Raw genomic sequence first — 25569 nt, 5'->3', positions numbered from 1 at the left:
TTTTGTTATAATAACTTTGGAGGTACAAAATGACACTTAATGAAAACGAAGTTATAAATAATTTATTAAATAAAAATTTAAAAATAATTCAAAGACCTGATTATTTTAATTTTTCTTTAGATTCACTTTTAATATCTAACTTTATATCTCTAACAAGAGGTACAAATAAAATACTAGATTTAGGAACTGGAAATGGAGCAATACCTCTTTTCCTATCTCAAAGAACTAAAGCTAAAATTATCGGTATTGAAATTCAAGAAATTTCTGCTAACTTAGCTAAAAGAAATGTTGAGCTAAATAACTTACAAGAACAAATAAGCATTGTTCATGATGATATGAAAAATTGGAGAAAATATTTTGAAAATGGTTCTCAAGATGTTGTTATAACAAATCCACCATTTTTCAAATTTCATGGAAATGAGAGTCAATTAAACAATTTAGATCAACTTACTTTAGCTCGTCACGAAATAACTATTGATTTAGAGCAGCTTGTCGGGGTAGCTTCTAAACTTTTAAAAGATAAAGGATATTTTGCAATGGTTCATAGACCTGACAGATTTTTAGAGATTGTTGATGCTATGAGAAAATATGGTATCTCTCCTAAAAGAGTTCAATTTTGTCATTCAAAGCTTGATAAACCAGCTAAAATCCTTTTAATCGAAGGAATTCGAAATGGAAAAGATTCTTTAACTATTCTTCCACCTTTTATATCTCACGATATAGATGGTAAATACTCGAAAGAAGTTTTAGATCTTTTCCAAGATTTAAAAACAGAAAAAGACTAGAAACATAAATGTTTCTAGTCTTTTCTATTTTTTAGATACTCTATTAACTCTTTTTTTAATTTAACAGATTCTCTTGGATTTCCTTTTGCTGAAATTGCAATCTGATAATCATCAGTATCTATATGAGCAGTAAATCTAGCTGACATATATACTTTTGATGTAATGTTATTTACAAGTATATTATTATCCTCACATAAATCTACTATTATTTCATTTAATTTTTCATCATTTGTTGCTGCAACAACTAAGAACTTCCCTTTTATATCTCCAACTTTAAAATCTCTTTTTTCAATCTCCACATCTAAATCTAAGATTTCAGGAAGTATAAACGGAGCTATCACAATAACTCTAGCGCCATAATCTACAAGACTTTTTATCTTTCTTGCAGCTATATTTCCCCCTCCTACAACTAAACAATTTTTATTAGTTAAATCTATAAATAGTGGAAAAAAAGATTTTTTACTTTCCATTAGTTTCACCAATTTTTTTAAACGCCATATCTATAACCTCTAAAGTTCTATCTAAATCCTCTTTAGTATGAGCTACTGATACGAAATGTGCCTCGTATTTTGAAGGTGGTGCAACTACACCATTATCTAGTAACGTATTAAAATATATTGAATAATGTGTTGTATTAGAGTTTATAACATGCTCTAAATCTGTTATCTCATCTAAATCACTAAAGAATATTGTAAATAAAGAACCTAATTTATTTATTTTAATAGGTACATCATATTTTTTTGCAATTTTCTCTATTGAATCAGTCATATATATAACTTTTTCCTCTAACTCTTTATATAGAGTTTCTCTATTTTCCAATAGATGACTTACCATTTCAAATCCTGCTCTAACAGCAACAGGATTTCCAGATAGAGTTCCTGCATGATAAACTCTTCCAACAGGTGCAATCATATCCATAATCTCTTTTTTTCCACCAAAAGCTCCTACAGGATAACCTCCACCTATTATTTTACCTAAAGTTGTTATATCTGGAGTTATTCCATAATACTCTTGAGCTCCTCCTAAAGCAACTCTAAATCCAGATATTACCTCATCAAATATCAAAAGAGTTCCTGTCTCATCACATATCTCTCTCATAGCTTGTAAAAACTCTTTCGAGCTATTTATAAGTCCCATATTAGCCGGTACTGGCTCCATTATTAAACACGCAACTTCTTTAGTTTCCAAAATCTCTTTAACTTTTTGAATATTACCAAAAGGAGCAACTAATGTATCTTTTAATACTCCCTCTGTTATTCCGTTACTATCTTGATATCCATCTGTTAATAATCCTGATCCAGAACTAACTAATAGTGAATCTGAATGTCCATGATAACATCCTTCAAATTTTAATATTTTATTTCTATTTGTAAAGGCTCTCGCAACTCTAACTGCTGCCATAGTTGCTTCAGTTCCAGAAGTTGTAAATCTTATCATATCCATTGATGGATAACACTTACATACTAATTCAGCCAATTCAACTTCCATTTTAGTTGGTAGTCCAAACGAACTTCCTAACTCTATAGCTTCTCTAACACCTTTTAAAACTCTTTCATTATTATGCCCTAAAATAAGTGGACCCCATGAACAAATATAATCAATATATTCATTCCCATCTTCATCGTATATCTTTGATCCTTTTCCTCTGTTTACAAAAATTGGATATGTTTTATCAACTGATTTAAAAGCTCTAACAGGACTATTTACTCCTCCTGGTATAATCTTCACAGCTTTTTCATATATCTTCTCTGAATTACTATATCTCACTTAATTTACACCTCTTTTTAACCATTTTGCTATATCTTTAGCATGGTATGTTATTATAATATCTGCTCCAGCTCTTCTCATAGCATACATGTTTTCCATAACTATTTTTTCTTCATCTATCCAGCCATTTTCTGCTGCTGCTTTTACCATAGAATATTCGCCACTTACATTATAAATAGCAACTGGATTTGATATAGCATCCGCTACTCCCTTAACTACATCTAAATAGGGCATTCCAGGTTTTACCATTATTATATCAGCACCCTCTAAAATATCATTTTCAACTTCTATTAAATAATCTTTAGAATTTCTAAAATCCATTTGATATGTCTTTCTATCTCCAAATGCTGGAGCTGAATCAGCTGCATCTCTAAATGGTCCATAATAAGCTGATGCATATTTTACACTATATGCCATAATTGGTAAGTTTATAAATCCATTTTCATCTAATATCTCTCTTATAGCTTTTATTCTACCATCCATCATATCTGATGGTGCTACCATATCTGCCCCTGCTTTAGCATGAGAAAGAGCTACTTTTTGTAAAAGTTTTAAAGTTTCATCATTTAGTAACTCCTCTCCTCTTAAGATTCCACAATGTCCGTGAGATGTATATTCACATAGACATACATCTGTAACAACTAAAAATTCTGGAAATTTAGATTTGATAAATCTTATCGCCTCTTGAACTATCCCTTTATCATTGTATCCTTCACTTCCTACTGGATCTTTCTTTTTAGGAATTCCAAATAAAAGCAATGATTTTATTCCTAAATTTTTTAATTCCACTAGTTCCTCTTCTAGTCTATCTATTGATATTCTATACTGCCCCTTCATCGATGGAATTTCAACTTTTATATTTTCTCCCTCTTCTATAAATAGTGGATAGATTAGATTATCTAAAGTAAAATCTATATTTTTCACTAAATTTCTCATAACTTGAGAACTTCTTAGTCTTCTAGTTCTATTAAACATATTATTTCTCTCCTATTACTGCAATTACTCCATCAACATCAAAAACTTTTGCTTCTAAAGCCACGTTATATCCTAATTCATTTAAAGTTTTTGTAGTAACTGGTCCTATTGACACAATCTTTTTATCCTCTAATAATTTTAAATCTCCTTGGATACTCTCATTAAATGCTTCAACTGTTGATGAGCTTAAAAAAGTTATATACTCTATTTCATTTAATACTGTCTCTACTTCATCTTTAGAATAGATATGTTTTCCAGTTTTATATACTACTAATTTTTCAAATTTTCTATTATATTCCTCACTCCATTTTTCACAATTAGCAGGAGATATATCTGAAGTTACAAATAATACCTTATCATTTTCCTTTGTATAATTTTGTACTTCTTTTGCTAACTCTATTCCCATATATTTCTCTGGAATAAAGTCTGGTATTATTTTATATTCTCTTAATAGTTCATCTGTTTTAGCTCCAACAACACCAATTTTTAGATGACCTAAAGATCTTATATCCTTTATATTTTCCATAAAGTACTTCACACCATTTGGAGAGTTAAATAAAAGAGCACTATAATTTTTTAAATCTTTTTCATTAAAATCATAAGCATTTTCTATTTTTATAAAAGGTAACTCTCTTACAGTAGCTCCTTTTATTCTTAATTTTTCACTAAACTCTTGTGATTGATTAGTATCTCTTGTCACTAATACTTTTTTTCCAGAAAGAGGTTGATTTTCAAACCATTTAAAAGTTTCTCTCATATTTACAACATCACCAATTATTGTTATAGCAGGTGGAACAATCTTTTCAGATTTAGCTCTTTCTACAATATCTTCTAAAGTTCCAACAGTTACTCTTTGGTTTTCACTTGTTCCCTTTTCTATTACTGCTACTGGAGTTTTAGGATTTTTACCATTTTTTATTAAATCACCTGTTATTAAATCTAAGTTTTTAATTCCCATTAAAAATACTAAAGTTCCATCTAATTTAGCTATAGTCGAAAAATCATGCCATTCTCCATTCTCCATTGTATGTCCTGTAAATACATGGAATGATCTTGCTAGTCCTCTATGTGTAACTGGAATTCCTGCATACTCTGGTACAGCTATTGAAGAACTTATTCCAGGTATAATTTCAAAAGGAATAGAGTATTTAACTATCTCCTCTATCTCTTCTCCACCTCTTCCAAAAACAAACGGGTCTCCACCTTTTACTCTTGCTACAACTTTTCCCTCTAAAGCCTTTTTAGCCAGCGTTTTATTTATTTCATCCTGAATAACTCCACCCTCAGTATTTCCTTTGCCTAAATATATCATTTCTGCATTTTCTTTAGCTAACTTCAATACTTTCGGGTCTATCAATCTATCATATACCACGCAGTCAGCTTCCTCTATGCATCTCTTTCCTTTCAAAGTTAAAAGATCTATATTTCCACAACCTGCTCCTATTATGTAAACTTTCCCCATTTTATTATTAACCATTTATTTTCTCCCTTATTTTTGCAGCTAATTTGTGTGCTATCTCTTTTCCTAACACTTCATCTTCTAACACTTCTGCTTTATACATAATATCACCTTGGCAGTACACACCTCTTAAAAAAATCTTACCATCAAATTTTTCCCCTGTACATCCCATAGGTGTATGACATCCTCCATCAAATATCTTAGAAAACTCTCTTTCTATCTCTACAATTTTTTCTATTTCTGGATTATGAATAGATTTTAAGATATTTTTTACAAACTCATCGTTTTCTCTACATTGAATATGAAGTGCTCCTTGAGCTGGAGCTGGCATCATTAAATTATAATCTAACTCTTCAGTTATTCTATCTCTTAATCCAACTCTTTTTAATCCTGCTGCTGCTAAAAGAATAGCATCATATTGACCTTCATCTAATTTTCTAAGTCTTGTATGAATATTTCCTCTCAATTGTTTTATCTCTAAATCTGGTCTTAATGTTTTTAATCCCATAGTTCTTCTTAATGAACTAGTCCCTACAATAGCTCCTTCTGGAAGCTCTAATAGCTTTTTTCCACTTCTTGAAACTATTACATCTCTATTATCTTCTCTGTCTGGAGTTGCTCCACAAATCAAACCAGGTGGTGAAACTATAGGCATATCTTTCATTGAATGAACTGCTAAATCTACAGTTCCATCTAACAATTCGTGCTCAATCTCTTTTGTAAAAAAACTTTTTAAAGATTTATCACTATTATTCCAGTTACTAACTAAATCTTTATCTCCACTTGTTACTATGACCTTTATTTCAAACTTTAATTCTGGAAAGTTTTTTTCCAATCTTCCTTTTATCATTTCACTTTGAGCTAAAGCTAGTATACTTCCTCTACTTCCAATTACGATTTTTTCTTTCATTATGCTATCCCTTCTTTGTATTCAAACCATTTTTTTAAGTTTATCATCTGTTCTCCTAGCATATATTCATATTTAGTTAATAGATTTTCCCTATTTTCTAAATTTTCATAATATACTCCCCAAACATCATCTATGTTATATAAATTTATGTTTTTTAATTCATTTAGTCCCTCTTCAATATCTCTAGGTACTGCTAAATCTAAAAATACATACTCTTTATTTTTATTTAATAAAGGCAGTATCTCTTCTTTTTTTATAATTGCATGAGGAGCTGAAGTTGCTGATATTATTACATCACTTTTTGCAACTTCTTCTAATTTATTTTCAAAACTAATTACATCTGCATTGTAAATATTACTAACCTCTAAAGCCTTATGATAACTTCTATTTGTTATAGTTAAACTTTTATATTCTTCCTTTGTTATAAGCTCCATTATATCTCTAGCTAAATCTCCTACTCCTAAAATAAGAATTTTCTTATCTTTTAACTCTGAAACTCTATTCTTGATAAATTTTAAAGATATTGCTTCTAAAGATAAAGCATTATGACATATTTTACTTTTATTTCTAAATTTTTTCCCTAACTCTATAGCCTTGTTAAAAATAACATTAATATTAGAACTTGATATTTTATTCTCCATACTAGTTAGTTGAGCTTTTTTTATTTGAGCTAAAATTTGATCCTCTCCTTTTATAACGGACTCAAATCCGCAGGTAACCCTAAAAAGATAGTTTACAGCATCATGTCCCTGTTTTATAAAAATATCCCTTAATCCAATCTCTTTTTGAAAATCTGCTACTGAATAGTTTTTATCTAAATCTAAGTAGTACTCTACTCTCAAGCAAGTTGATAAATTTACATACCCCACAATCTTTTTTTCTTTAAATAATCTTTCAACTACAGAAGTGGGGTCATTTTGTATAAAGTTTTCTCTTTGACATAAATCCAAATTTTTATGACTTATTCCAAAAACAATAAAATGTTTAAAATACATCTAGATTCCTTCTCTCCACGATTTATTGATTACATATATATATTATAATACTTTTTTTTAATATTTTTAAGCCTATTTTCGAAAAAATTATATTATTTTTGAATGAAAAAGCTATAAATCATCAAAAAATATTATAACTACATATAAATAATATAAATGAAAGAGAGTGATTTGCAATCACTCTCTTAAACATTTGTATAAAAAGTTACTAGTAAATTTTTTAAGTTTATAGAGCTTCTCCCTATATTTTTTATTTCTAATAATTTTTCTAAATTTTTACTTCTGTTTCCTATAAGAGAAATTGTATAGTTTACAATCTCTTTTATTACCTCTCTATCAGAAGTATTTAAAAGAATCTCGTCTACAAAGTATATTTTATCATTCAAAGTTAAATAATCTTTTGTATTTAGAAAATCTCTTATAGATTTATATATTTCTACTTTATATTGAAACTCTTTTGTATCTATCCAATTTTTTAGATTATGTCCAATTCTTTCAAAAGAACTCCCCTCATTTAAATCTATTTCACTGTTTTTATAATCTTCTATCTCTTTTGATTTTCCTAGAAAAAATCTATACTCCTCTTGAGTTACACCAATCTCCTCTGCACTCTCTTGAAGAATATTTAATAGTATCGACCTAGATTTTATTGTTGGGAGAACATTTAATCCCGTAGAAGTTAATATAAAAAAACTTCCGCTATTAGGTTCTTCTATTAACTTTAATAACGCATTTGCCGATTCTTTTCTTAATCTTTCAACATCTCTTATTATATAAACTTTTTTCTTTCCTTCATAAGATGTTGTTGAATCTCTGTAGACTAACTCCCTAATTTTTTCAATTTTAATACCCGTTATATCGTCTAAAATTTCTAAATCTCCATGAGTTTCACTCTCTATTCTTATACAACTTTCACAAACTCCACAAAAATCATCTGTATAATTAATACAGTTTAAACTTTTAGCAAAAGCCTTTGCAAACTTTTTCAAAAGATCTCTATCAACTCCATAAAAAAGATATGTTCCTGCTTCTCTTTTTAAATTAAGTTCTTTTTTTAAGAAATCAATAGCTTTTTCATTGGAATTTAAATCTTTAAACATTATCTTTCAGCCTTTTCAATCTTTCTTAAAATAGATATTTGATCAAGAGCCATTCCAGCTCCTTTAACTACACTCTCAAGAGGCGAGTCAGCTAATCTTACATTTAGTGAAGTATGTTTTGAAATTAATTCTGGGAAGTTTCTAATTAAAGAACCTCCTCCTGCCATAACTATTCCTCTATCTATTATATCTGCTGCTAATTCTGGTGGAGTTTTTTCTAGAACATCTTTTACACAAGTCACAATCTCCATTAGTGAATCCATAATAGCTTCTCTAATCTCTTCTGATCCAACAGTAACAGACTTAGGTAGCCCTGTTATTAAATCTCTTCCTTTTATTGTCATTGTTTCCTCTTCTATTAAAGGAATAGCTGTTCCTATTTGCATTTTTATACTTTCAGCCGTTTTATCTCCAATTAATAGAGTATGTGTTTTTTTAATATACTTTATTATATCCATATCAAAATTATTTCCAGCAGTTCTTATAGTTTTACTTACAACTGTTCCACCTAATGAAATTACTGCAACGTCTGTTGAACCTCCACCAATATCAACTATCATATTTCCTTCTGGTGCTGATATATCAATTCCAGATCCCAGTGCTGCTGCTCTTGCTTCCTCTATTAAGTAAGCCTTTTTGGCTCCAGCTGAAAGAGTCGCTTCTAATACAGCTCTTTTCTCTACTCCTGTTACATCAATCGGAACACAGATCATAACTTCAGGCATAAATAGTGAATATTTTCCAAATACCTTTTTTATGAAATACTTTATCATAGCTTCTGTTATATCATAATCAGCTATTACTCCTTCACTTAAAGGTTTTACTGCAACTATAGAATCTGGTGTTTTTCCTAGCATATCCTTAGCTTCATTTCCAACAGCTAAAACTTTTCTACTTTCTCTTTCCACTGCTACAACAGATGGTTCATTTAATATTATTTTCCCATGTTTTTTACTATATACTAATGTATTCGCTGTCCCTAAATCAATTCCAATACTTCTACTAAATCCAGGTAGTTTCAATTTGAATCCCACTTACTATCACTCCTTAACCTAAGTTTTTTTCCACTATTTTATTTATTTCTTCTATTTTTCCTTCAACATAAAGCGCACCAATTAAAGCTTCAAAAGCTGTTGCCTCTTTATACTCCATAACACTACACGATTTAGGAAAAGTTTTTATGTTACTATTTTTAGATCTATTTACCAATGTTAATTTATCTTCATCTAATTCATCAATTATATTTTTTAAATACTTACTTTGAGCTTGAGCATTTACATGTTCTTTTACAAGTCTATTTAAATTCTTTATATTGTACCCTTTATTTATAAAATATGTTCTTATAGAAAGTTCCCACACAGAATCACCTAAATATGCCAAAACTAATCCATTTGCTTCACGCACATCTAAATTGACCATGTTGTTTTTTCCTTTCCATCCTTTATTTTAATTCCCATCTCTAAAAGTCTATCTCTTACTTTATCTGAAAATGCCCAGTCTTTATTATCTCTTGCTTCTCTTCTCAGTTCAAGTAAAAATTCAATTAATTCTGTTGTCATATCTCCTACTTGAACCTCTACCTTTAACAGAACTCCAAATACCTCTTCCATAACCACTCTTATATATTCAATTGTATCTTCTAACACTTCAAATCCAACTTTAGAAATTTTATCAATCTCTCCAGCTTTATTTAACTCTTTCACAAGTTCAAATATAGCTCCTATTCCACCAGCTGTATTAAAATCTTCATCCATACATCTTATAAATTTATCTTTCGATATCTCTAAAGTTTCTTTTAATTCTGTAAGATCTGATCCATTTTCAATAGGTTTTGATGTTAAAATCTCTTTTCCTCTAGATACAGCATTCTCTATTCTTTCTAATCCAGCTTTACTTTGAACTAGTTCATTATCAGAAAAATCAATTGGTTTTCTATAGTGAGAACTTAAAATAAAGAATCTAACTACTCTTCCCTCAAATTGTTCTAATACCTCTCTTAAAAGGAAGAAGTTTCCTAAAGATTTAGACATCTTCTCTCCCTTAACATTAATATAACCATTATGAATCCAGTATCTAGCAAACTCTCCACCTGTTCCACATTTTGATTGTGCAATTTCATTTTCATGATGTGGGAATATTAAATCTTGTCCTCCACCATGAATATCAAATGTAGGTCCTAAATATTTATTTGACATTGCAGAACACTCTATATGCCATCCAGGTCTTCCTTTTCCCCAAGGTGAATTCCAGAAAGGTTCTCCCTCTTTAGCTTTTTTCCATAAAGCAAAGTCTAATGGATCTTTCTTTATCTCTGATACATCTATTCTTGCACCACTTTTTAAATCATCTATACTTTGTCCTGATAATTCTCCATACTCTTGTTTGTAACTATTTACATCAAAGTATACATCACCTTGAGATTCGTAAGCATATCCTTTTTCAATTAATGTTTTTATAATTTTTATCATTTCACCTATATGCTCTGTTGCTTTAGGTCTTATCATTCCTTCTTCTTTTAAATTAACTTTTGCTGTATCTTCAAAATATGCATCTATATATTTTTTGGCTATATCCTGAAGAGTTACTCCCTCTTCATTAGCTTTTCTTATCATTTTATCATCAACATCTGTAAAATTTTGAACATATTTTACTTTATAGCCTCTAAATTCGAAATATCTTCTTACAGTGTCAAAAAATATAGCTGGTCTTGCATTTCCAATATGAATATAGTTATAAACTGTTGGACCACAAACATACATTGATACCTCACCCTCTTTTAGAGGTTTAAATATTTCTAATTCGCCTTTAAGTGTATTATATATCTTTATCATTTTATGCCCTCCTATTTAGCTGTTTTTAATAGATTAAGAGCTGTTTCTTCATTTAAAATTGTGCTTATTCTCAATCTATTTTCTTCTGCTATTCCTTTCAACTCTGCATTTCCTATTATTTTATTTTTAATTTTTATATCTATGTAACCTGATATAAATTGTTTTTTATCAATCTCTACGTCCATTATTTTATTACTATTCAAAGCTGATATTTTATTATCGTCTTTTGGACTATTTATATAAACATTTGAAGATATTCCTTCTATAAAACTATTTCTAAAAAAATAATTTAAAAAGAATAAAAACGATCTTAATTCAGCATCTCTTGTACTTCTTAAATAAAGTTTATTTTTTTCTATAGTTCTTTTTCCTGATAATCCATCTTCAGCTATACCGTTAAAGCTTTTTATAATATCATTTTTTCCACCAATATTTGCAGTTAATGTCACTTGTTCTTTTTTATTTACTTCTCCTGTTAATACAAGTTCATCAAAACCACCTAAAGGATTTTTTCCTAGATTTAATATTAACATTCCTAGGTTTTTTCCCTCTTCTCTATCTAATATTTTTAAAAGGTTCTGATTAAAATATTTTTCATTTTTTAATATTCTCTCTATATCTTTTTCTTTTTTCCCTATTAAAAAATTACCTTTTTCTATTTTCAAATATATTCTTTCACCATTTAAATATTTTTTACTATACTCATCTTTAAGTACGTAAAAATCATTTGTTTTATTAAAGTAAGTTTCTACTTTTAATGTTATAAGGGGATATATATACCCAAAGTCTATAATTCCTACACATGATTTCTTATCAGATATAAAACTACTATCTGAAACTACATATAATCCTTTAACATAACTTAATCCTTTTTTTACTTTATCGTCAATATTAAAATCTGCTTTATTTAAAAGATTAATAACATTTTCAAAATTTTTATGGTCAATATCTTCGTTTACGTATGCCACATTTATTCGGTCACTCAAATAAACTCTAGGATTTTCCTTACTTGCATAAAATATGCTAACTAAAATACTAATTCCACATAGAAATCCTAAAGTTATTTTTAAATTTTTTTTCATCGGTACTCCTTTTAATAAATTTATCTACTTTTTTTTATTCTTGCTAGCTCATTTAGTACTAAATCTATTTTTTCATTTTTACATGATCCCGATGCAAATCTAACTTTCATTATCTCTTTTTTCTCAACTAGAATGTTTTTTCCATCCTCTTCGAAGTATTCCATTTTTTCAATCGTATCTCCTGATGGATTAATTGCAAAACTTCCACCCCAGAAGTTTACACCATCCTCTACTCCCACTCTATTTACTATAACAACAAAACATCCATTACTAACAGCTGTTGTCTTACATATAGACTCCCAAAGATTACTTATTTCTAATCCTTTATTCGAAAGTCTTGTAGGACTATTTGCTATAACAAAAATTGTTTGTGCTCCATCTTGTCCTAAAATATATGAACTACTTTGATGAAAAATATCCTCACATATTAGTATTCCAACTCTACCAAATTTTGTATTAAAGGCTCTTATATTTTCTCCCTCTTTAAAATATCTTCCCTCATCAAAAAGTCCATAAGTTGGAAGATAAACTTTTCTATGTTTGTGTTTTATCTCTCCATCTTCTAAGTAAAACGCAGTGTTATAGTGATATAAATCTTCACTTAACTCTACTGCACCTACTATTATTGATATTTTTTTAGATAGCTCTAATAATATATCTGGTACTTTATCTAAAGCAACATCATAAACCATCTCTTCTAATAAGTATCCAGTTAGAGATAATTCAGGAAAAACAACAACTTCTGTTCCTTTTTCAATTTCCTTTTCTACTATATCAACTATTTTTTTTAAATTTTTTTCTGTATCTCCCAATATTGGCTTCATCTGAGCTAAAAAAACTTTCATTTCCCTCTCCTTTATTAAATTAAAGAAATTTTAAATCCTCAACAGTTGTAACTTTTATATTATCATAATCTCCTATTAAAACTTTAATTTTTCCACCTATTCTTTCTACTAAAGATGAATCGTCTGTTCCTAAGAAATTATCTTCTCTTGCTTTTTTATAAGCATCTTTTAATATCTTACCTCTAAATAGTTGAGGTGTATGAACTGCTATATACTCCTCTCTTTTTGGTGTTTCTATAACTTCTCCATCGATATTAACTTTTTTAATTGTATCTTTTAGTAAAACTCCCACTACAATACCATCAATTTTTAAATCTTCTCCTAACATTTTTAATGCTTGAGAAAAATACTTATCTTTTAAAAATGGTCTTACACCATCTTGTACTGCTATTATACTATTATCCTTACAATATTCCAACGCATTTTCTATAGAATATTGTCTTTCTTTTCCACCTGAAACAATATTTTTGACTTTGGATATTCCATATGTCTTACATAACTCTTTTACTAACTCTATTGATTCCTCTCCAGTAGTAATAATGATTTCATCAATATTGTCACTTTTTTCTGCAACTTCTAATGATTTCATGAATAAAGGTTTTCCATCAATCTCTAAAAATTGTTTGGGATATCCTAAATTCATTCTCTTTCCAATTCCTGCTGCTGCTATAATTAAAGTTATTTTAGAGTTACCACAGTACATCCAATTCCTCCTTCGTTATGACCACCAGCTCTATAGTCTTTAACGTATCTCGAAGTTTTTAAGAATTCCATTATTCCTGTTCTCAAGGCTCCTGTTCCTTTTCCATGAATTACATATATTTCTGTATACCCGTTCATTAAAGCTCTATCCATATAAGTTTCTAATTCATATATTGCTTCATCAACTAATTTTCCTCTTAAATCCACTTCATTTTTAACTCTTGTTTTAGCATGAGTGTTTATAGGTCTATACTCTTTTTTCTTTGGCTCTACAACTGTTTTTACATCATCCATTGAAACTTCTAATTTTAATATCCCAGCTTGTATATTTAGAGTTTCTTTATTTAAGTTTATTTTATTTACAATAGCATATTGATTTAAACTATTTACAAATACCCTATCTCCAACTTTATAATCTATTTTTCTTGCTACTTTAGGTTTAACCTCTACATTTTCAGATTTTTCCTCTTGTAAAGATGTTCTAAGCATATTAAGCTTCTTTTGAACTTCTTTCATCTCTTCTTTTGTTTTATCCTCTTTTTGAATCTTATTAACTAGTGCTGCTGCTTTATTTTGCATATCTCTCATCATTAACTCAGCTTTTTCATATGCTTCTTTTAAAATTTGATTCTTTTCTTTTTCTAATACTCTTAATTTTTCCTCATATTCATCTTTATCTTTTTGAGCTTGAGCTTTTAAAGCTTCTACTTCTGATTGCATACTTTCAAGTTCTAAAGATTTGTCTTTTATATTAGAAATCATTTTTTCTACTTTTTTATCTTCATCACTTATATAACTTTTTGCTCTTTCTATAATTACCTCAGAAACTCCAAGTCTTTTTGCTATTGTTAGAGCATTACTTTCTCCTGGAACCCCTATTAATAGTCTATATGTTGGAGATAAAGTTTCTACATTAAACTCCATTGATGCAGTTTCTATATCTACTTCATTATACCCATAGGCTTTAACCTCACTATAGTGAGTTGTTATTAGTGATTTACATTTTTTATCTTTCAAATAGTCTATTACAGCCATGGCAAAAGCTGAACCTTCCATTGGGTCAGTTCCTGATCCTAATTCATCTAGTAACACCAATGAAGCTTTTGTAACTGAATTTAAAATCTCTTGAATGTTTTTTAAATGTGCTGAGAATGATGATAATGATTGTTCTATACTCTGCTCATCTCCAATATCTGCAAATACACCATTAAAAAATCCTATACTTGTTTTTTCATCTGCAGGAATTGGAATTCCAGCTAATGTCATTAATGTTAATAATCCTGCTGTTTTTAATGCTACTGTTTTTCCTCCAGTATTTGGACCTGTTATTAATAATGTATTATAATCTCTTCCTATTTCAAATGTTAAAGGTACAACCATATTCTCATTTATAAAAGGATGTCTAGCATTTACAAGCGATAACATCTCTTTATTATTTATTTCTGGAATTGCACATTTTTTCTCTATACCAAATTGAGATTTTCCATTTAATATGTCTAAATACATTATCGTATTACCAATCTCATTTATTATAGGTGTATTTAATCTTACTTGATCAGTTAGTCTTAAAAGTATTTTTCTAATCTCTTCTCTTTCTCTAACTTCTAGTTCTCTCATTTTATTATTTAACGAAACAATCGATATAGGTTCTATAAACACTGTTGACCCACTTGATGATCTATCGTGCTCTATCCCTTTAATAAGTCCCTTAAAATCTGTTTTAACTGGTATTACACTTCTTCCATCTCTTGTTGTTATTATCTTTTCTTGTATAGCTTTAGAGTAATTTGGATTAGTGAATAACTCTTCAAATTTCCTCTTAATATTTGCTACCATATTTTTCTTTTGAAATCTTAACTCTCTTAACTCTATAGAAGCATCATCTTTTATATTTTTATCTGGATCTATAGCTTTATTTATTAAATCTTCTAAATTTTTAAATGTTGGTATATTTATAAATTTACCTCTTAAATCTTTATATTTTTCTAAAGTTTCTAATCTGCCTTTAAAAATTCTAAAAATTCTTAAGTTTATATTTATAGACCACAAGTCCTCTGGCTCTAAATACATCCCAACAAGTTGAGCTTTTCTTGTGATATTTGTTATATCTTTCATTCCTGCTGGCTCAAATCCACCATCAAACTTTAAAAAATCCATAAAATCTCTAATTATCTCTAATTCTTTTCTTAAAGAGTTTATATCTTTAAATGGCTCTAAATCAAGTATTTTTTCTTGATTTTCTTCAATAGTCATATAATGTGATAACTCTTCTCTTAATTTATTAAACTCTAATACTTTATAGCTATGAATATTCATATTACATATCACCTTTTCTATATATATTTTACCTTGTTATTATAGCATATTTAATGTTTTTTATAAACTATTCCAAATAATTTAAAAAATACCTTGATATTTTCTTTCAGTAATGGTATAATAATTTGCATGTTTATAACGAAAGCGAGGTGTAAATAGAATGCAAAGATGTGAAATTACTGGAAAAGGAATGACTTTCGGAAATCAAATTTCTCACTCTCACAGAGTAACAGGAAGAGTTTGGAAGCCTAACTTACAAACAACTAAAGTTGTTATCAACGGTGTTACTGTTAAAGTTAAAGTTTGTACTAAAACTTTAAAGACTTTAAAGAGTGCTAACGAGGTTGAAGTTATGCAAATCCTTAAAGCAAATGCTAATACTCTAAGTGCTAGACTTAGAAAAATATTAAGCAAATAATGCTTATAAAAAAAGACAGCTTTAAATAAAAAAGCCTGTCTTTTTTTTATTTTTGTAACTATATTTATTTTCTTAATATATATAATATAGAAAAAGAGGTTGAAGATTAAATCTTCAACCTCATTAATTTTACTTCTCCACTCTTGTATATGGAATAAGAGCGATGTTTCTAGCTCTCTTAACAGCTTTAGCTATCTTTCTTTGTAACTTAGCGTTAGCTCCAGTTACTCTAGAAGGATTGATTCTTCCTTTATCAGAAACGAATCTCTTTAGTAAATCAACATTTTTGTAATCGATTTCTTCAGCTTTAACTCTTAATTTTGCTCTTCTTCTTCTGAATTCTGCCATTCTAATAACCTCCTTATTTGAGAATAAACGTCTTCTTTAGTTTTAATTAGTCGTTCTTAATTACGATGTATCTCATAACTTCTTCAGTTATGTTAAGCTTTGACTCAACCTCAGTTAACTTAGTACCGTCCATCTCTAAAGTAGTTAGTACGTAGAATCCTGTTTTCTTCTTATCGATTGGATAAGCAAGCTTTCTCTCTCCCCACTTCTCAGATTTAAGGATAGTTGCTCCAGCTGTAGTTAATATGTTGTTAACTTTAGCTATTACAGTTTCTCTTCCCTCTTCTAATATAGTTGGGTTGATGATGAACATTAATTCATACTTTTTCATGTTATTACCTCCTCCCTATGGTTTTAGCCCAAAATACACAATGATCTTGAGCAGGGCATTATTAATTCTAACATAGAATCAATATTTTTACAAGCATTTTTTTATTAATCTCTTCTATTAGCTCTAATCCATGGTGGAAGATCTAATTCATCTCTTACTTCTGATGTCTCTTCTACCTTTGGAACTTCTGCTTTTTTCTCTACATTTATGAAAGATTCAGTTTTTTCTTGCTCATCACCAAAACTATTAGCAATTATTGTAACTTGAATTTTATCTCCATACGATTCATCTGCTGTTATACCAAACATTATATCTTCCGCTGTTTTTCCAGCTGCCTCTTTTACTATATTAGCTATAGCTTGAGCTTCCATAAGTCCTAAATTTGATGATCCAGCTATGTTTATTAAAACCTTACTTGCTCCCATAATAGATTTTTCTAATAGAGGTGATGATAGTGCCTTTTCAGTTGCTTTTGCAACTCTATTTTCTCCTTCTCCCTCTCCAAATCCTAAAACTGCAACTCCTGAATTTTGCATAGTTGCTTTTATATCAGCAAAGTCTAAGTTAATAAGTCCTCTACCTATCATTAAATCTGCAATACCTTTAATACCTATTTTTAAAATATTATTAGCTTCTTTAAAGGCATTTTGAAGTGTTATTGTTTTCTCTGGTAATTCGAATAATTTATCATTTGGTATTATTACTAATGAATCTACATGCTTTTCTAAGTTTGATAATCCTAAGTCTGCATTAGTTTTTCTTTTTCTTCCCTCAAAAGAAAATGGTCTAGTTACAATACCTATAGTTAAAACTCCCATTTCTTTAGCTATTTTTGCTATAACTGGTGCAGAACCTGTTCCTGTTCCTCCACCCATTCCAGCTGTTATAAATAGCATATCTGTCTCTTCTAATAAATTTCTTAGTTTTTCAACATCTTCTTCAGCCGCTTGTTTACCAACTTCTGGATCAGCTCCAGCTCCTAGACCTCTTGTTAGTTTTTCACCTAATTGAACTCTTATATCTGCTAAAGAGTTATTTAAATCTTGGGCATCTGTATTTGCCGCAATATATTCTACACCCGTTACTCCAGCTGAAATCATGTCATTTATCGCATTTCCTCCAGCTCCTCCAGCTCCGATTACTTTTATCTTTACTTCACATTCGTTATTAAACATTTTCATACAGCTCCTTATTATATAAAGTTAGAAATCCATTTTTTTATTTTGTTTAAAGTACCATCTGTAGCCACTTCTTCTTCATACTCTTCTTCGTAGTCCTCTTGTCTAAAAGCTGTTTCATTTATAGGAAGCTCTGTAAATACTTCCTCTTCTTTTTCAATGGCTATAACTTCATCCTTTAAACTTTCATCTCTTATTTCGTTTCTCTTTTTAAATTCTGCCTCTAATTTTGTTAACAAAATACCAATTACTGTAGACATAGATGGATTTACGTTTTCTAATCCTCTAAGTGGAAATGGAGTAACTTTTCTAACAGCACATTCCATTTTACTTCCAACTTTACTAAAAATCTCATCTATTGATACTGCTCCACCTGTAAAAGCTAATCCTTTTCCTAAATAACCATTAAATCCAGATTCTTCTATTGTTTTTGAAATAAAATTAATTAAATCGCCTGTTCTAGCATCTATTATTTCTTTAATTTCATCTATATTGTATTCTCCATTTTCTGTTTTTATTACTCCATTAGAATACTGTTTACCTCTTAATTTTTCTAGAATCTCTTTAGCTTCTTTTTTAGGTATTTTTAAAAGATAACTTATATCATTCACAAAATGCATTCCACCTATTGATAAAGATTTTGTATAAATTATTTTGTCATTTTTATAAATAGCTATATCTGTAACTCCCTCTCCTATATCGATTAGAGCTACTCCCATCTGTCTATCCTCGTATTCTAAAGTTGATTTTGCAGAAGCTGAGGCATTTAAAAATACATCCTCTACTTCCAATCCTGCATTATTTATAACTTCTACTAATGGATCTAACTGATCTTTTTTTATCGTTATTAAATGCACATCGCCTTGAATACTTTTTCCAATTTGCCCTATTGGATTTTTTAATATTCCAGAACTATTAACTCTAACATTATATGCTTCTTGCTCAATAACTATTTCATCTTCTTTTAATATATTGCTTTTTACTAATTCAATTAAATTGTACATATCTTGAGCTGTTATCTCTTTTTCATTGAATTCAATACATCCATGATCTGTTTTTGAAATAATTCTATCACTACTCACACCTAATGATACAGCCTCAAACTCTCTTCCGTTTCTTTGTTCTAATTCTTTTAATCCTTTAGCTATACTTGCACTTAAAAGTTCAGGATCCTCTACTACAGATCTTTTTATGCCTTCACTCGATACCTCTAAGTAATCCAGCACTCTTAACTTTAATCCCTCTGTACTAAGTTCTCCTAAAATAAATTTTATTTTACCATTTCCAACATCTAAAGCTAATTTTGTAATATTATCTCGCACTTTTCCCCTCCTTTTCCCTTACTACTATATCTGTAAATCTTATATCTATATAATCTATTTCTTTAGCTTTTATCAACTCCTTATATAGATTCATTGTTATTTCATATTTTTTTTTCGAAACTTCTGGTTCAGTTTTTATTTTAGTTCCGTCTCTCAAAATAATATATATCAAATTTTTATTTTCAGCATATAGCTGTGAAACTTCATCTTTTAAATCTAGTTCTTTTAGTTTTTCCATTATTTCTAAAAGATGTTCTTTTTCTTTAGCCTCTTTTAATACAAGAATCGGCATACTTTTTTTAGGATATTCATCTAGTTTTCCAAAAATTGTCCCTTGTTCATCCATTGTATATATTCTTGAATTATGTTGTGCATAATAACTACTTTCTTTTTCTATTATATCAATAGTTATCTCATTTAAATTTTGTTTAGAAACAACTGCTTTTTTTATTCTCACATCTTTTAATAATTTATTTTCTAGTCCTTCTAAATTTAAATCATTAATATTCTTTCCTAAAATCTGTTTTTTTATTTTTTCTAAATCTGACTTAAGATTTGGTGAAACTTCACTAATTTGAACTTTTGAAATGTTGAAAAATTCTCTATTTTTAAAGTCTTTCTCAACTTGAATTATAATAAAAGTTAGTGCCAATATTATAGCAATTTTAAATATATTTTTCAAGAATCTCTCCCTGTTATTTCAGATATTTTCTACTTAACAACTTTCTACCATAATCTTAGTTAAATCATCAAAAGAATAACCTTTTAATGTTGCTAGTTTTGGAGCTAAACTAGTTTCTGTCATTCCAGGACAAGTATTAACTTCTAAGAAATAAGTTTTTCCATCTTTTAAGATAAAATCACTTCTTGTTACTCCTTTTAATCCTAACTTTTCATGAATTTTTCTAGCAGCTTCAGAAGCCTCTTCGTATGCTTTTTCATCTATTTGAGCAGGACATTCATATTCTGTTTTCCCTACAGTATATTTTGATTCGTAGTCATATAATCCAGACTTTGGTTTTATTCTAACTACACCTAATTTTTCTCCATTTAATACTCCTGCTGTTAATTCATCACCTTTTATAAACTCTTCTATTAAAGGTTCTTTATTTTGTAATACTTCATAAGCTTTTAAGGCTTCTTCTTTCGTATTACAAATATATAGTCCTACACTTGATCCCTCTTTTGCTGGTTTTATAACAACAGGATAACTATCAATTTCTTCAACAGAACTATATGTTTTAGCTATTCTTATTCCTAAATCTTTAGCTATTATCTTTGTTAAAATTTTGTCCATTGCAACAGCACTGCCTGTTACTCCTGATCCTGTATATTTTTTACCTAACATATCTAAAACAGACTGAACTCTACCATCCTCACCATATTCACCATGAAGAGCTAGATAAACTAAATCATAATCATTTTCAATAAATGCTGATACTAAATTTTCTTTTGTTAAGTCTATTTTATAGGCATCGTATCCCTGTCTTAACAGACTATTTAAAATTGCTTGACCACTTCTTAAAGAAACTTCTCTTTCTGATGTAATTCCACCCATAACAACTGCTATTTTCACTTGATCCCTCCTAGTTAGTTTCTTACTATTATAATCTCTTCTTCTAGTTGTATTCCAGTTTTATTTTTTACTCCTACTTTTACCTCTTCAATTATATCTATAATGTCTTCAAATTTTGCATCTCCTTTATTTACAACAAAGTTTGGATGTACCATAGATATTTGAGCTCCTCCAACTTCTTTCCCTTGAAGTCCTGCTTCTATTATTAGTCTTGCCGAAAAATGCCCTTCTGGATTTTTAAAGGTACTTCCTAAATTTGGCTGATTTAATGGATGATTCTCACTTCTTTTCAATTTATACTTTTCTACAACTTCACTTAAATAACCATTTTCAAATTTAAAAGTTGCACTTACTACAACCCATTTTTTCTCTTTTATCTCTGTCACTCTATATGAAAATTTTAAATTTTCTTTCTCTATTTTTCTAAGCTCATTATTTTCATCTACAATTTCAACCGATATTATTTTATCAAAAATCTCAGTTCCATGAGCTCCTCCATTCATAAAAACAAGCCCACCAACACTTCCTGGTATTCCTGCTAAATTTTCTAAACCTGTATAGTTCTTTTTTGCCATATAATCTATTAAATCAGAAAAATCTAGTCCAGCTCCAACTTCAACTATTCCTTCACCTTTATCATCAATATAATCAATAGCCTTAAGAGAAATAAATGTTGTATCAAGTTCTCCATCAAATATTAATGTATTTGTTCCATTACCTATTATAAATCTATTTTTTTTCTCTTTCAAAACGTCCAACAATTCGTTTTTATTTTCAATTTCAATAAACTCTTTAGCTATTCCACCAATCTTCATATTTGAATGTTCTTTCATCGAGTGATTTTTATATAATTTCATTTCCTGTTCTCCCTATACTGTCTGCAATAGTGTGAGCTAAATTAGATATGTTTCCCGCTCCCATAAATAAGAATGTTGCTGACTCTTTTTCTCCTGCTACAATTTTTTCAATTTCTTCATTTTTTTCAATTATTCTACAGTGCTTATGACCTATTTTTTCTTTTAATTTTTCCAATGTTACACCAAATTCATTTTTTTCTCCTGCACTATATACAGGCATTAGTATAACTTCGTCGACTCCTTCAAAACTACCTTTAAAGTCATTTAAAAGAAAATTCACACGACTATATCTATGAGGTTGAAAAATTGCTATCGTTTTATTTTTTTCAATTGTTTTTGCACCTTGAATAGTTGCTTTTATCTCTGTTGGATGATGCGCATAATCATCTATTATTCTTATTTTATCGCTATGTAAAATATCATATCTTCTTTTTGCACCTTTAAAACTTAACAGCTTTTCTGCTATTACTTTTTTTCCAATACCGTATTTCTTTGCTAAGTATATAACTGGTAATGCATTTTGAATATTATGATTTCCTGGAATAGATAATTCAAACTCTCCAAATTTTTCACCATCAATAATTACTGTAAATACAGTTTTAGAATTTATTATCTTTATATCCGTTGCAATTATATCAGAATTATTTTTCTTAATACTATAAGTTTTTATATTTTTTCTTCCTTTTATTAACTCTAATGTCTCTAGACAATCATCACAAACTAATATTTCTTCTTTTGTCTGATCCATAAACTGTTTAAAAGATTTCTTTATATTCTCAAGAGAACCATGATTCTCAAGGTGATCTGCTTCAATATTTGTTATTATTGAAATTTCTGGTGTTAGATGTAAAAATGAGTTGTCACTTTCATCAGCTTCTGCAATAAAAACCTCTGTTTTTCCACATCTAGCATTAGAACCTATCTCTGGTAAAATTCCACCAACAACTATTGTTGGATCAATATCTAAAAGTAATGATCCTAACATCGAACTTGTCGTTGTTTTCCCATGAGTTCCTGCTACGGCAATCCCTTTTTCTTTATTCATTAAAAGAGCTAATAATTCTCCCCTTTTTATTATTTTTATTCCTAATTCTTTTGCTTTACTTATCTCTGGATTATCTTGTTTTATAGCACTTGAAGCTACAATTAAATCTGCTCCTAAAATATTTTCTGCATTATGCTCTCCAAAAACTTTAACTCCTAAGCTTTCTAACTCCTCTGTTACATAATTTCTTGAAAGATCAGCTCCACATACGTCATATCCTTTTAACTTCATAATTTTCGCTAATCCACTCATTCCAATTCCATTTATTCCAATAAAATATATTTTATCCATCTAACTCCTCCATATATCCAAGCACTCAACTATTTTTTCAGCTGCATTACTTTTCTTTAAATTTTTAGCTTTTCTACTCATTTTATTTAATTCATCATCATTTTTTATGAGCTCTAAAGCTTTTTCTATGGCTTCATCAGCCTTGCTATCACTATATATAAGTGCAGCTTCATTCTCTGCTAATATTTTTGCATTTTGATACTGACCAACTTTTATTGAGTTATACGGTATTAAAATTGAGGGTTTCTCAAGTTGCATTATTTCTGAAACTGTCAGTGCCCCTGCTCTACAAACAACCAAATCTGCGGCTGCCATTACATTTATCATATTATTAAAGTATGGCTTTATTATGTCACTAACTTTTATTTGCTGGTCTTCTAACTTTTCATTTATTTCACCAAAATTTTTATCTCCAGTAGCCCAGTAAATTCTAATACTTTTATCTTTATATATATCTTTTAAACTTTTTATCACTGCTTCATTTAAAGATTTTGCTCCAAGACTTCCACCAGTTATTAAAAGTACTTTTTCATCTTTTCCAATCTTTAGTCTTTCTCTTTCAGCCTCTTTATCCATTGCATAAATATCCTCTCTCAAAGGATTTCCTGTAACTAAAAATTTATGTTGATCTTTTACTGATATCTCTTCATAAGTTGTGTCAAAAGCTAAAAAACACTTCTTAGCAATTTTATAAAATAGCTTATTTGCCATTCCTAAATCTGCATTTTGTTCTTGTAAATATATTTTCTTTCCCAAAATTGCACCTGCTAATAAAACAGGTATTGATATGTAATTTCCAAATCCTATTATTATATCAGGCTGTTCTTTTTTTACAATTTTAAAAGCTTGTAAAAATGCCTTTATATTTGAAGGAATCTTTTTTAAATTTTGAAATGGATATATATCTATTCCTAGAAATTTAAAACCTTCCTCTGGTACCAAATCTTTTTCCATTCTAGTTGAACTTCCTACAAATAAAACTTCCATACCTCTATTTAATAGTTTTTTTCCAACTGCTAATGCAGGATAGATATGTCCTCCTGTGCCTCCTGTTGTTATAATTATTTTTTTCATCATAAATTCTCTCCTAATTAAAGTAACTTTTTACTAAGTCTTTGAAAACTCTTCCTCTTTCTTCAAAATTTTTAAACTGGTCAAAACTCGATGTCGCTGGAGAAAATAAGACAACTTCTTTATGATTTTTATCAACCTTAGATTTTAATTTTTCTAACACTTTATCTAAAGTTTTTAAATTAAACATTCTCTCTTTTAGAAAACCAATTTTTTCTAATCCTATTTCTAATTTATCTGAAATATCACCTATCAAATAAACTTCTTTAACTTTATCTTTAATTATCTCTTCTAATGGAGTTAAATCTAATTCTTTATCGTACCCTCCACAAATTAAAATTGGTAGTTCAAAAGCTTCAATAGCAAATTTAGTAGAGTCTATGTTAGTACCTTTAGAGTCATTTATAAATTCAACTGCACCATACGAGAAAAAATTCTCCATTCTATGTTCTAATGTTTTAGTTGAATATAAAAACTCTCTTATTAATTCTGTTGGAATTTCAAGTAATTTCCCTACACAAACAATAAACAACATGTTTTCTAAATTATGTTTTCCTTTTAAAGATGCTAGCTTTTCCTCTAAAATAAATTCTCCATTGTAAAAAATAGATCCATTTTCAACCCATACACTCTCTTTTTTATATGTTTTATCCATACCTACATATATTTTTTTTCCAGAGATTTTATCTACTCTTTTTAAACTTTCGGCACATGAAGTATTTACTATAAAATATTCACTTTCCTTTTGATTTTTTCCTATATTAAACTTTGTGTTATAATAATGATCTAAATTTTTATATCTTGATAGGTGATCTGGGGCTAAATTAACAATCAAAGAAATATCAGCTTTAAACTCTTTTATATTTTCAAGTTGATATGAACTTGTTTCTAATACATAGTAATCAAGCTCTGGATTTTCTAGAACCGTTTCACTAAAAGAGTATCCAATATTTCCACAAACTTTCGCTTTATAACTAGCTTTTTCTAACAACTCTTGAACTTTTGTTGTAATTGTTGTTTTTCCATTTGTTCCTGTTATTGCTATTATTTTTCCAGAAATTTTATTATTTTTTTTATATCTATATCCTAGTTCAATATCATCTATTATTTCTATTTCTAATTCTAAAGCTTTTTTTACTAAATCTGTATATGGAACTCCTGGACTTTTTACAAATATTTTTATATCATTATTTTCTAATAGTTCTATACCTTCTTTTGATGATATACCTATTTTATCATCTACCAAAAAAACTTCATATCCCATTCTCTTTAAAGTTTTCTCAGAACCTTTACCACTTACTCCAGCCCCAAAAACAATTGCTTTTTTCATGGATTTCCCTCCTTATTTTTAAACGACAAAAACCA

26 protein-coding genes are annotated in these 25569 nt (G+C 28.9%); 2 read left to right on the top strand and 24 right to left on the bottom strand.

Going from position 1 to position 25569, the window contains the following annotated elements; all coding sequences use genetic code 11:
• Window positions 1–29: 29 nt before the first annotated feature.
• Window positions 30–785 carry a tRNA1(Val) (adenine(37)-N6)-methyltransferase gene (locus tag MKD34_RS02165; RefSeq protein ID WP_240219527.1) on the top strand — a complete coding sequence of 252 codons (756 nt, stop codon included), beginning with the start codon at window positions 30–32 and terminating at the stop codon, window positions 783–785.
• A gap of 14 nt (window positions 786–799) precedes the next feature.
• Here the strand turns inward: MKD34_RS02165 and MKD34_RS02160 are convergent, their stop codons facing one another.
• The 14 genes from MKD34_RS02160 to MKD34_RS02095 all read right to left on the bottom strand — a co-directional run bounded on the left by MKD34_RS02160 (window position 800) and on the right by MKD34_RS02095 (window position 15767).
• The gene (locus MKD34_RS02160) at window positions 800–1255 is read right to left on the bottom strand and encodes a precorrin-2 dehydrogenase/sirohydrochlorin ferrochelatase family protein (protein WP_240219526.1); all 456 of its coding nucleotides are present in this window, start codon (window positions 1253–1255) and stop codon (window positions 800–802) included.
• Entirely contained in the window at window positions 1245–2552 is a 1308-nt protein-coding gene (hemL, locus tag MKD34_RS02155; protein WP_240219525.1) for a glutamate-1-semialdehyde 2,1-aminomutase, read from the bottom strand. The genes MKD34_RS02160 and hemL overlap by 11 nt, the downstream gene beginning before the upstream one ends.
• Window positions 2553–3527 carry a porphobilinogen synthase gene (gene hemB / locus MKD34_RS02150; protein ID WP_240219524.1) on the bottom strand — a complete coding sequence of 325 codons (975 nt, stop codon included), beginning with the start codon at window positions 3525–3527 and terminating at the stop codon, window positions 2553–2555.
• A gap of 1 nt (window position 3528) precedes the next feature.
• Window positions 3529–5004 (bottom strand): uroporphyrinogen-III C-methyltransferase, encoded by a 1476-nt coding sequence (gene cobA / locus MKD34_RS02145; RefSeq protein WP_240219523.1) that lies wholly within the window; start codon window positions 5002–5004, stop codon window positions 3529–3531.
• Entirely contained in the window at window positions 4997–5896 is a 900-nt protein-coding gene (gene hemC / locus MKD34_RS02140) for a hydroxymethylbilane synthase (RefSeq protein WP_240219522.1), read from the bottom strand. Before hemC ends, cobA begins: the two co-directional genes overlap by 8 nt.
• Complete coding sequence (gene hemA / locus MKD34_RS02135) at window positions 5896–6891, bottom strand: glutamyl-tRNA reductase (RefSeq protein WP_240219521.1); 996 nt, start codon at window positions 6889–6891, stop codon at window positions 5896–5898. Before hemA ends, hemC begins: the two co-directional genes overlap by 1 nt.
• Window positions 6892–7076: 185 nt before the next feature.
• Window positions 7077–7991, bottom strand: coding sequence for an ATPase (locus MKD34_RS02130; protein WP_240219520.1), 915 nt, complete (start codon window positions 7989–7991; stop codon window positions 7077–7079).
• Window positions 7991–9025, bottom strand: a complete 1035-nt coding sequence (mreB, locus tag MKD34_RS02125; protein ID WP_407933854.1) for a rod shape-determining protein — start codon at window positions 9023–9025, stop codon at window positions 7991–7993. Before mreB ends, MKD34_RS02130 begins: the two co-directional genes overlap by 1 nt.
• Window positions 9026–9038: 13 nt before the next feature.
• Window positions 9039–9410 (bottom strand): Mini-ribonuclease 3, encoded by a 372-nt coding sequence (locus tag MKD34_RS02120; protein WP_023051038.1) that lies wholly within the window; start codon window positions 9408–9410, stop codon window positions 9039–9041.
• Window positions 9398–10822, bottom strand: coding sequence for a cysteine--tRNA ligase (gene cysS, locus MKD34_RS02115; protein ID WP_240219519.1), 1425 nt, complete (start codon window positions 10820–10822; stop codon window positions 9398–9400). Before cysS ends, MKD34_RS02120 begins: the two co-directional genes overlap by 13 nt.
• 11 nt (window positions 10823–10833) lie before the next feature.
• The gene (locus tag MKD34_RS02110) at window positions 10834–11904 is read right to left on the bottom strand and encodes a hypothetical protein (protein WP_240219518.1); all 1071 of its coding nucleotides are present in this window, start codon (window positions 11902–11904) and stop codon (window positions 10834–10836) included.
• Between the two features lie 20 nt (window positions 11905–11924).
• The gene (locus tag MKD34_RS02105) at window positions 11925–12749 is read right to left on the bottom strand and encodes a nitrilase-related carbon-nitrogen hydrolase (protein WP_240219517.1); all 825 of its coding nucleotides are present in this window, start codon (window positions 12747–12749) and stop codon (window positions 11925–11927) included.
• A gap of 19 nt (window positions 12750–12768) precedes the next feature.
• Window positions 12769–13452 (bottom strand): 2-C-methyl-D-erythritol 4-phosphate cytidylyltransferase, encoded by a 684-nt coding sequence (gene ispD / locus MKD34_RS02100; protein ID WP_240219516.1) that lies wholly within the window; start codon window positions 13450–13452, stop codon window positions 12769–12771.
• Window positions 13428–15767 (bottom strand): endonuclease MutS2, encoded by a 2340-nt coding sequence (locus tag MKD34_RS02095; RefSeq protein ID WP_023051043.1) that lies wholly within the window; start codon window positions 15765–15767, stop codon window positions 13428–13430. The genes ispD and MKD34_RS02095 overlap by 25 nt, the downstream gene beginning before the upstream one ends.
• Window positions 15768–15927: 160 nt before the next feature.
• On the opposite strand from MKD34_RS02095, the gene rpmB reads away from it, so the two are divergent.
• Entirely contained in the window at window positions 15928–16185 is a 258-nt protein-coding gene (gene rpmB / locus MKD34_RS02090; protein WP_023051044.1) for a 50S ribosomal protein L28, read from the top strand.
• Window positions 16186–16314: 129 nt separating this feature from the next.
• Here the strand turns inward: rpmB and rpsR are convergent, their stop codons facing one another.
• The 10 genes from rpsR to murD form a co-directional block, all read right to left on the bottom strand.
• On the bottom strand, window positions 16315–16533 hold the full coding sequence (gene rpsR / locus MKD34_RS02085) for a 30S ribosomal protein S18 (protein ID WP_023051045.1): 219 nt from the start codon (window positions 16531–16533) through the stop codon (window positions 16315–16317).
• 46 nt (window positions 16534–16579) lie between these two features.
• Complete coding sequence (gene rpsF / locus MKD34_RS02080) at window positions 16580–16864, bottom strand: 30S ribosomal protein S6 (protein WP_240219515.1); 285 nt, start codon at window positions 16862–16864, stop codon at window positions 16580–16582.
• A gap of 104 nt (window positions 16865–16968) precedes the next feature.
• Window positions 16969–18045: a cell division protein FtsZ gene (gene ftsZ, locus MKD34_RS02075; RefSeq protein WP_023051047.1), complete on the bottom strand. Its 1077-nt coding sequence runs from the start codon at window positions 18043–18045 to the stop codon at window positions 16969–16971.
• Window positions 18046–18056: 11 nt separating this feature from the next.
• Window positions 18057–19364 (bottom strand): cell division protein FtsA, encoded by a 1308-nt coding sequence (ftsA, locus tag MKD34_RS02070; RefSeq protein WP_240219514.1) that lies wholly within the window; start codon window positions 19362–19364, stop codon window positions 18057–18059.
• Entirely contained in the window at window positions 19354–20046 is a 693-nt protein-coding gene (locus MKD34_RS02065) for a cell division protein FtsQ/DivIB (RefSeq protein ID WP_240219513.1), read from the bottom strand. The genes ftsA and MKD34_RS02065 overlap by 11 nt, the downstream gene beginning before the upstream one ends.
• A gap of 33 nt (window positions 20047–20079) precedes the next feature.
• On the bottom strand, window positions 20080–20940 hold the full coding sequence (locus tag MKD34_RS02060; RefSeq protein ID WP_240219512.1) for a D-alanine--D-alanine ligase: 861 nt from the start codon (window positions 20938–20940) through the stop codon (window positions 20080–20082).
• Between the two features lie 14 nt (window positions 20941–20954).
• Window positions 20955–21797 carry a UDP-N-acetylmuramate dehydrogenase gene (gene murB, locus MKD34_RS02055; protein WP_240219511.1) on the bottom strand — a complete coding sequence of 281 codons (843 nt, stop codon included), beginning with the start codon at window positions 21795–21797 and terminating at the stop codon, window positions 20955–20957.
• Complete coding sequence (gene murC / locus MKD34_RS02050) at window positions 21784–23133, bottom strand: UDP-N-acetylmuramate--L-alanine ligase (RefSeq protein WP_240219510.1); 1350 nt, start codon at window positions 23131–23133, stop codon at window positions 21784–21786. The genes murB and murC overlap by 14 nt, the downstream gene beginning before the upstream one ends.
• On the bottom strand, window positions 23134–24207 hold the full coding sequence (murG, locus tag MKD34_RS02045) for an undecaprenyldiphospho-muramoylpentapeptide beta-N-acetylglucosaminyltransferase (RefSeq protein ID WP_240220018.1): 1074 nt from the start codon (window positions 24205–24207) through the stop codon (window positions 23134–23136).
• A gap of 13 nt (window positions 24208–24220) precedes the next feature.
• On the bottom strand, window positions 24221–25534 hold the full coding sequence (gene murD / locus MKD34_RS02040; protein WP_240219509.1) for a UDP-N-acetylmuramoyl-L-alanine--D-glutamate ligase: 1314 nt from the start codon (window positions 25532–25534) through the stop codon (window positions 24221–24223).
• Window positions 25535–25569 lie beyond the last annotated feature (35 nt).

Source organism: Cetobacterium somerae, assembly GCF_022430525.1.
Lineage (GTDB): Bacteria > Fusobacteriota > Fusobacteriia > Fusobacteriales > Fusobacteriaceae > Cetobacterium_A.
The sequence above is the reverse complement of the archived record's forward strand: the minus strand, read 5'-3'. Positions and strand labels throughout refer to the sequence as shown.

What these genes read in the sequence shown, in the direction of transcription:
- MKD34_RS02165 (WP_240219527.1), top strand. Translation starts at nt 30, where the DNA reads ATGACACTTAATGAAAACGAAGTTATAAATAATTTATTAAATAAAAAT.
- MKD34_RS02160 (WP_240219526.1), bottom strand. Translation starts at nt 1,255, where the DNA reads ATGGAAAGTAAAAAATCTTTTTTTCCACTATTTATAGATTTAACTAAT.
- hemB (WP_240219524.1), bottom strand. Translation starts at nt 3,527, where the DNA reads ATGTTTAATAGAACTAGAAGACTAAGAAGTTCTCAAGTTATGAGAAAT.
- cobA (WP_240219523.1), bottom strand. Translation starts at nt 5,004, where the DNA reads ATGGTTAATAATAAAATGGGGAAAGTTTACATAATAGGAGCAGGTTGT.
- hemC (WP_240219522.1), bottom strand. Translation starts at nt 5,896, where the DNA reads ATGAAAGAAAAAATCGTAATTGGAAGTAGAGGAAGTATACTAGCTTTA.
- hemA (WP_240219521.1), bottom strand. Translation starts at nt 6,891, where the DNA reads ATGTATTTTAAACATTTTATTGTTTTTGGAATAAGTCATAAAAATTTG.
- MKD34_RS02130 (WP_240219520.1), bottom strand. Translation starts at nt 7,991, where the DNA reads ATGTTTAAAGATTTAAATTCCAATGAAAAAGCTATTGATTTCTTAAAA.
- MKD34_RS02120 (WP_023051038.1), bottom strand. Translation starts at nt 9,410, where the DNA reads ATGGTCAATTTAGATGTGCGTGAAGCAAATGGATTAGTTTTGGCATAT.
- cysS (WP_240219519.1), bottom strand. Translation starts at nt 10,822, where the DNA reads ATGATAAAGATATATAATACACTTAAAGGCGAATTAGAAATATTTAAA.
- MKD34_RS02110 (WP_240219518.1), bottom strand. Translation starts at nt 11,904, where the DNA reads ATGAAAAAAAATTTAAAAATAACTTTAGGATTTCTATGTGGAATTAGT.
- MKD34_RS02105 (WP_240219517.1), bottom strand. Translation starts at nt 12,749, where the DNA reads ATGAAAGTTTTTTTAGCTCAGATGAAGCCAATATTGGGAGATACAGAA.
- ispD (WP_240219516.1), bottom strand. Translation starts at nt 13,452, where the DNA reads ATGTACTGTGGTAACTCTAAAATAACTTTAATTATAGCAGCAGCAGGA.
- MKD34_RS02095 (WP_023051043.1), bottom strand. Translation starts at nt 15,767, where the DNA reads ATGAATATTCATAGCTATAAAGTATTAGAGTTTAATAAATTAAGAGAA.
- rpmB (WP_023051044.1), top strand. Translation starts at nt 15,928, where the DNA reads ATGCAAAGATGTGAAATTACTGGAAAAGGAATGACTTTCGGAAATCAA.
- rpsR (WP_023051045.1), bottom strand. Translation starts at nt 16,533, where the DNA reads ATGGCAGAATTCAGAAGAAGAAGAGCAAAATTAAGAGTTAAAGCTGAA.
- rpsF (WP_240219515.1), bottom strand. Translation starts at nt 16,864, where the DNA reads ATGAAAAAGTATGAATTAATGTTCATCATCAACCCAACTATATTAGAA.
- ftsZ (WP_023051047.1), bottom strand. Translation starts at nt 18,045, where the DNA reads ATGAAAATGTTTAATAACGAATGTGAAGTAAAGATAAAAGTAATCGGA.
- murB (WP_240219511.1), bottom strand. Translation starts at nt 21,797, where the DNA reads ATGAAATTATATAAAAATCACTCGATGAAAGAACATTCAAATATGAAG.
- murC (WP_240219510.1), bottom strand. Translation starts at nt 23,133, where the DNA reads ATGGATAAAATATATTTTATTGGAATAAATGGAATTGGAATGAGTGGA.
- murG (WP_240220018.1), bottom strand. Translation starts at nt 24,207, where the DNA reads ATGAAAAAAATAATTATAACAACAGGAGGCACAGGAGGACATATCTAT.
- murD (WP_240219509.1), bottom strand. Translation starts at nt 25,534, where the DNA reads ATGAAAAAAGCAATTGTTTTTGGGGCTGGAGTAAGTGGTAAAGGTTCT.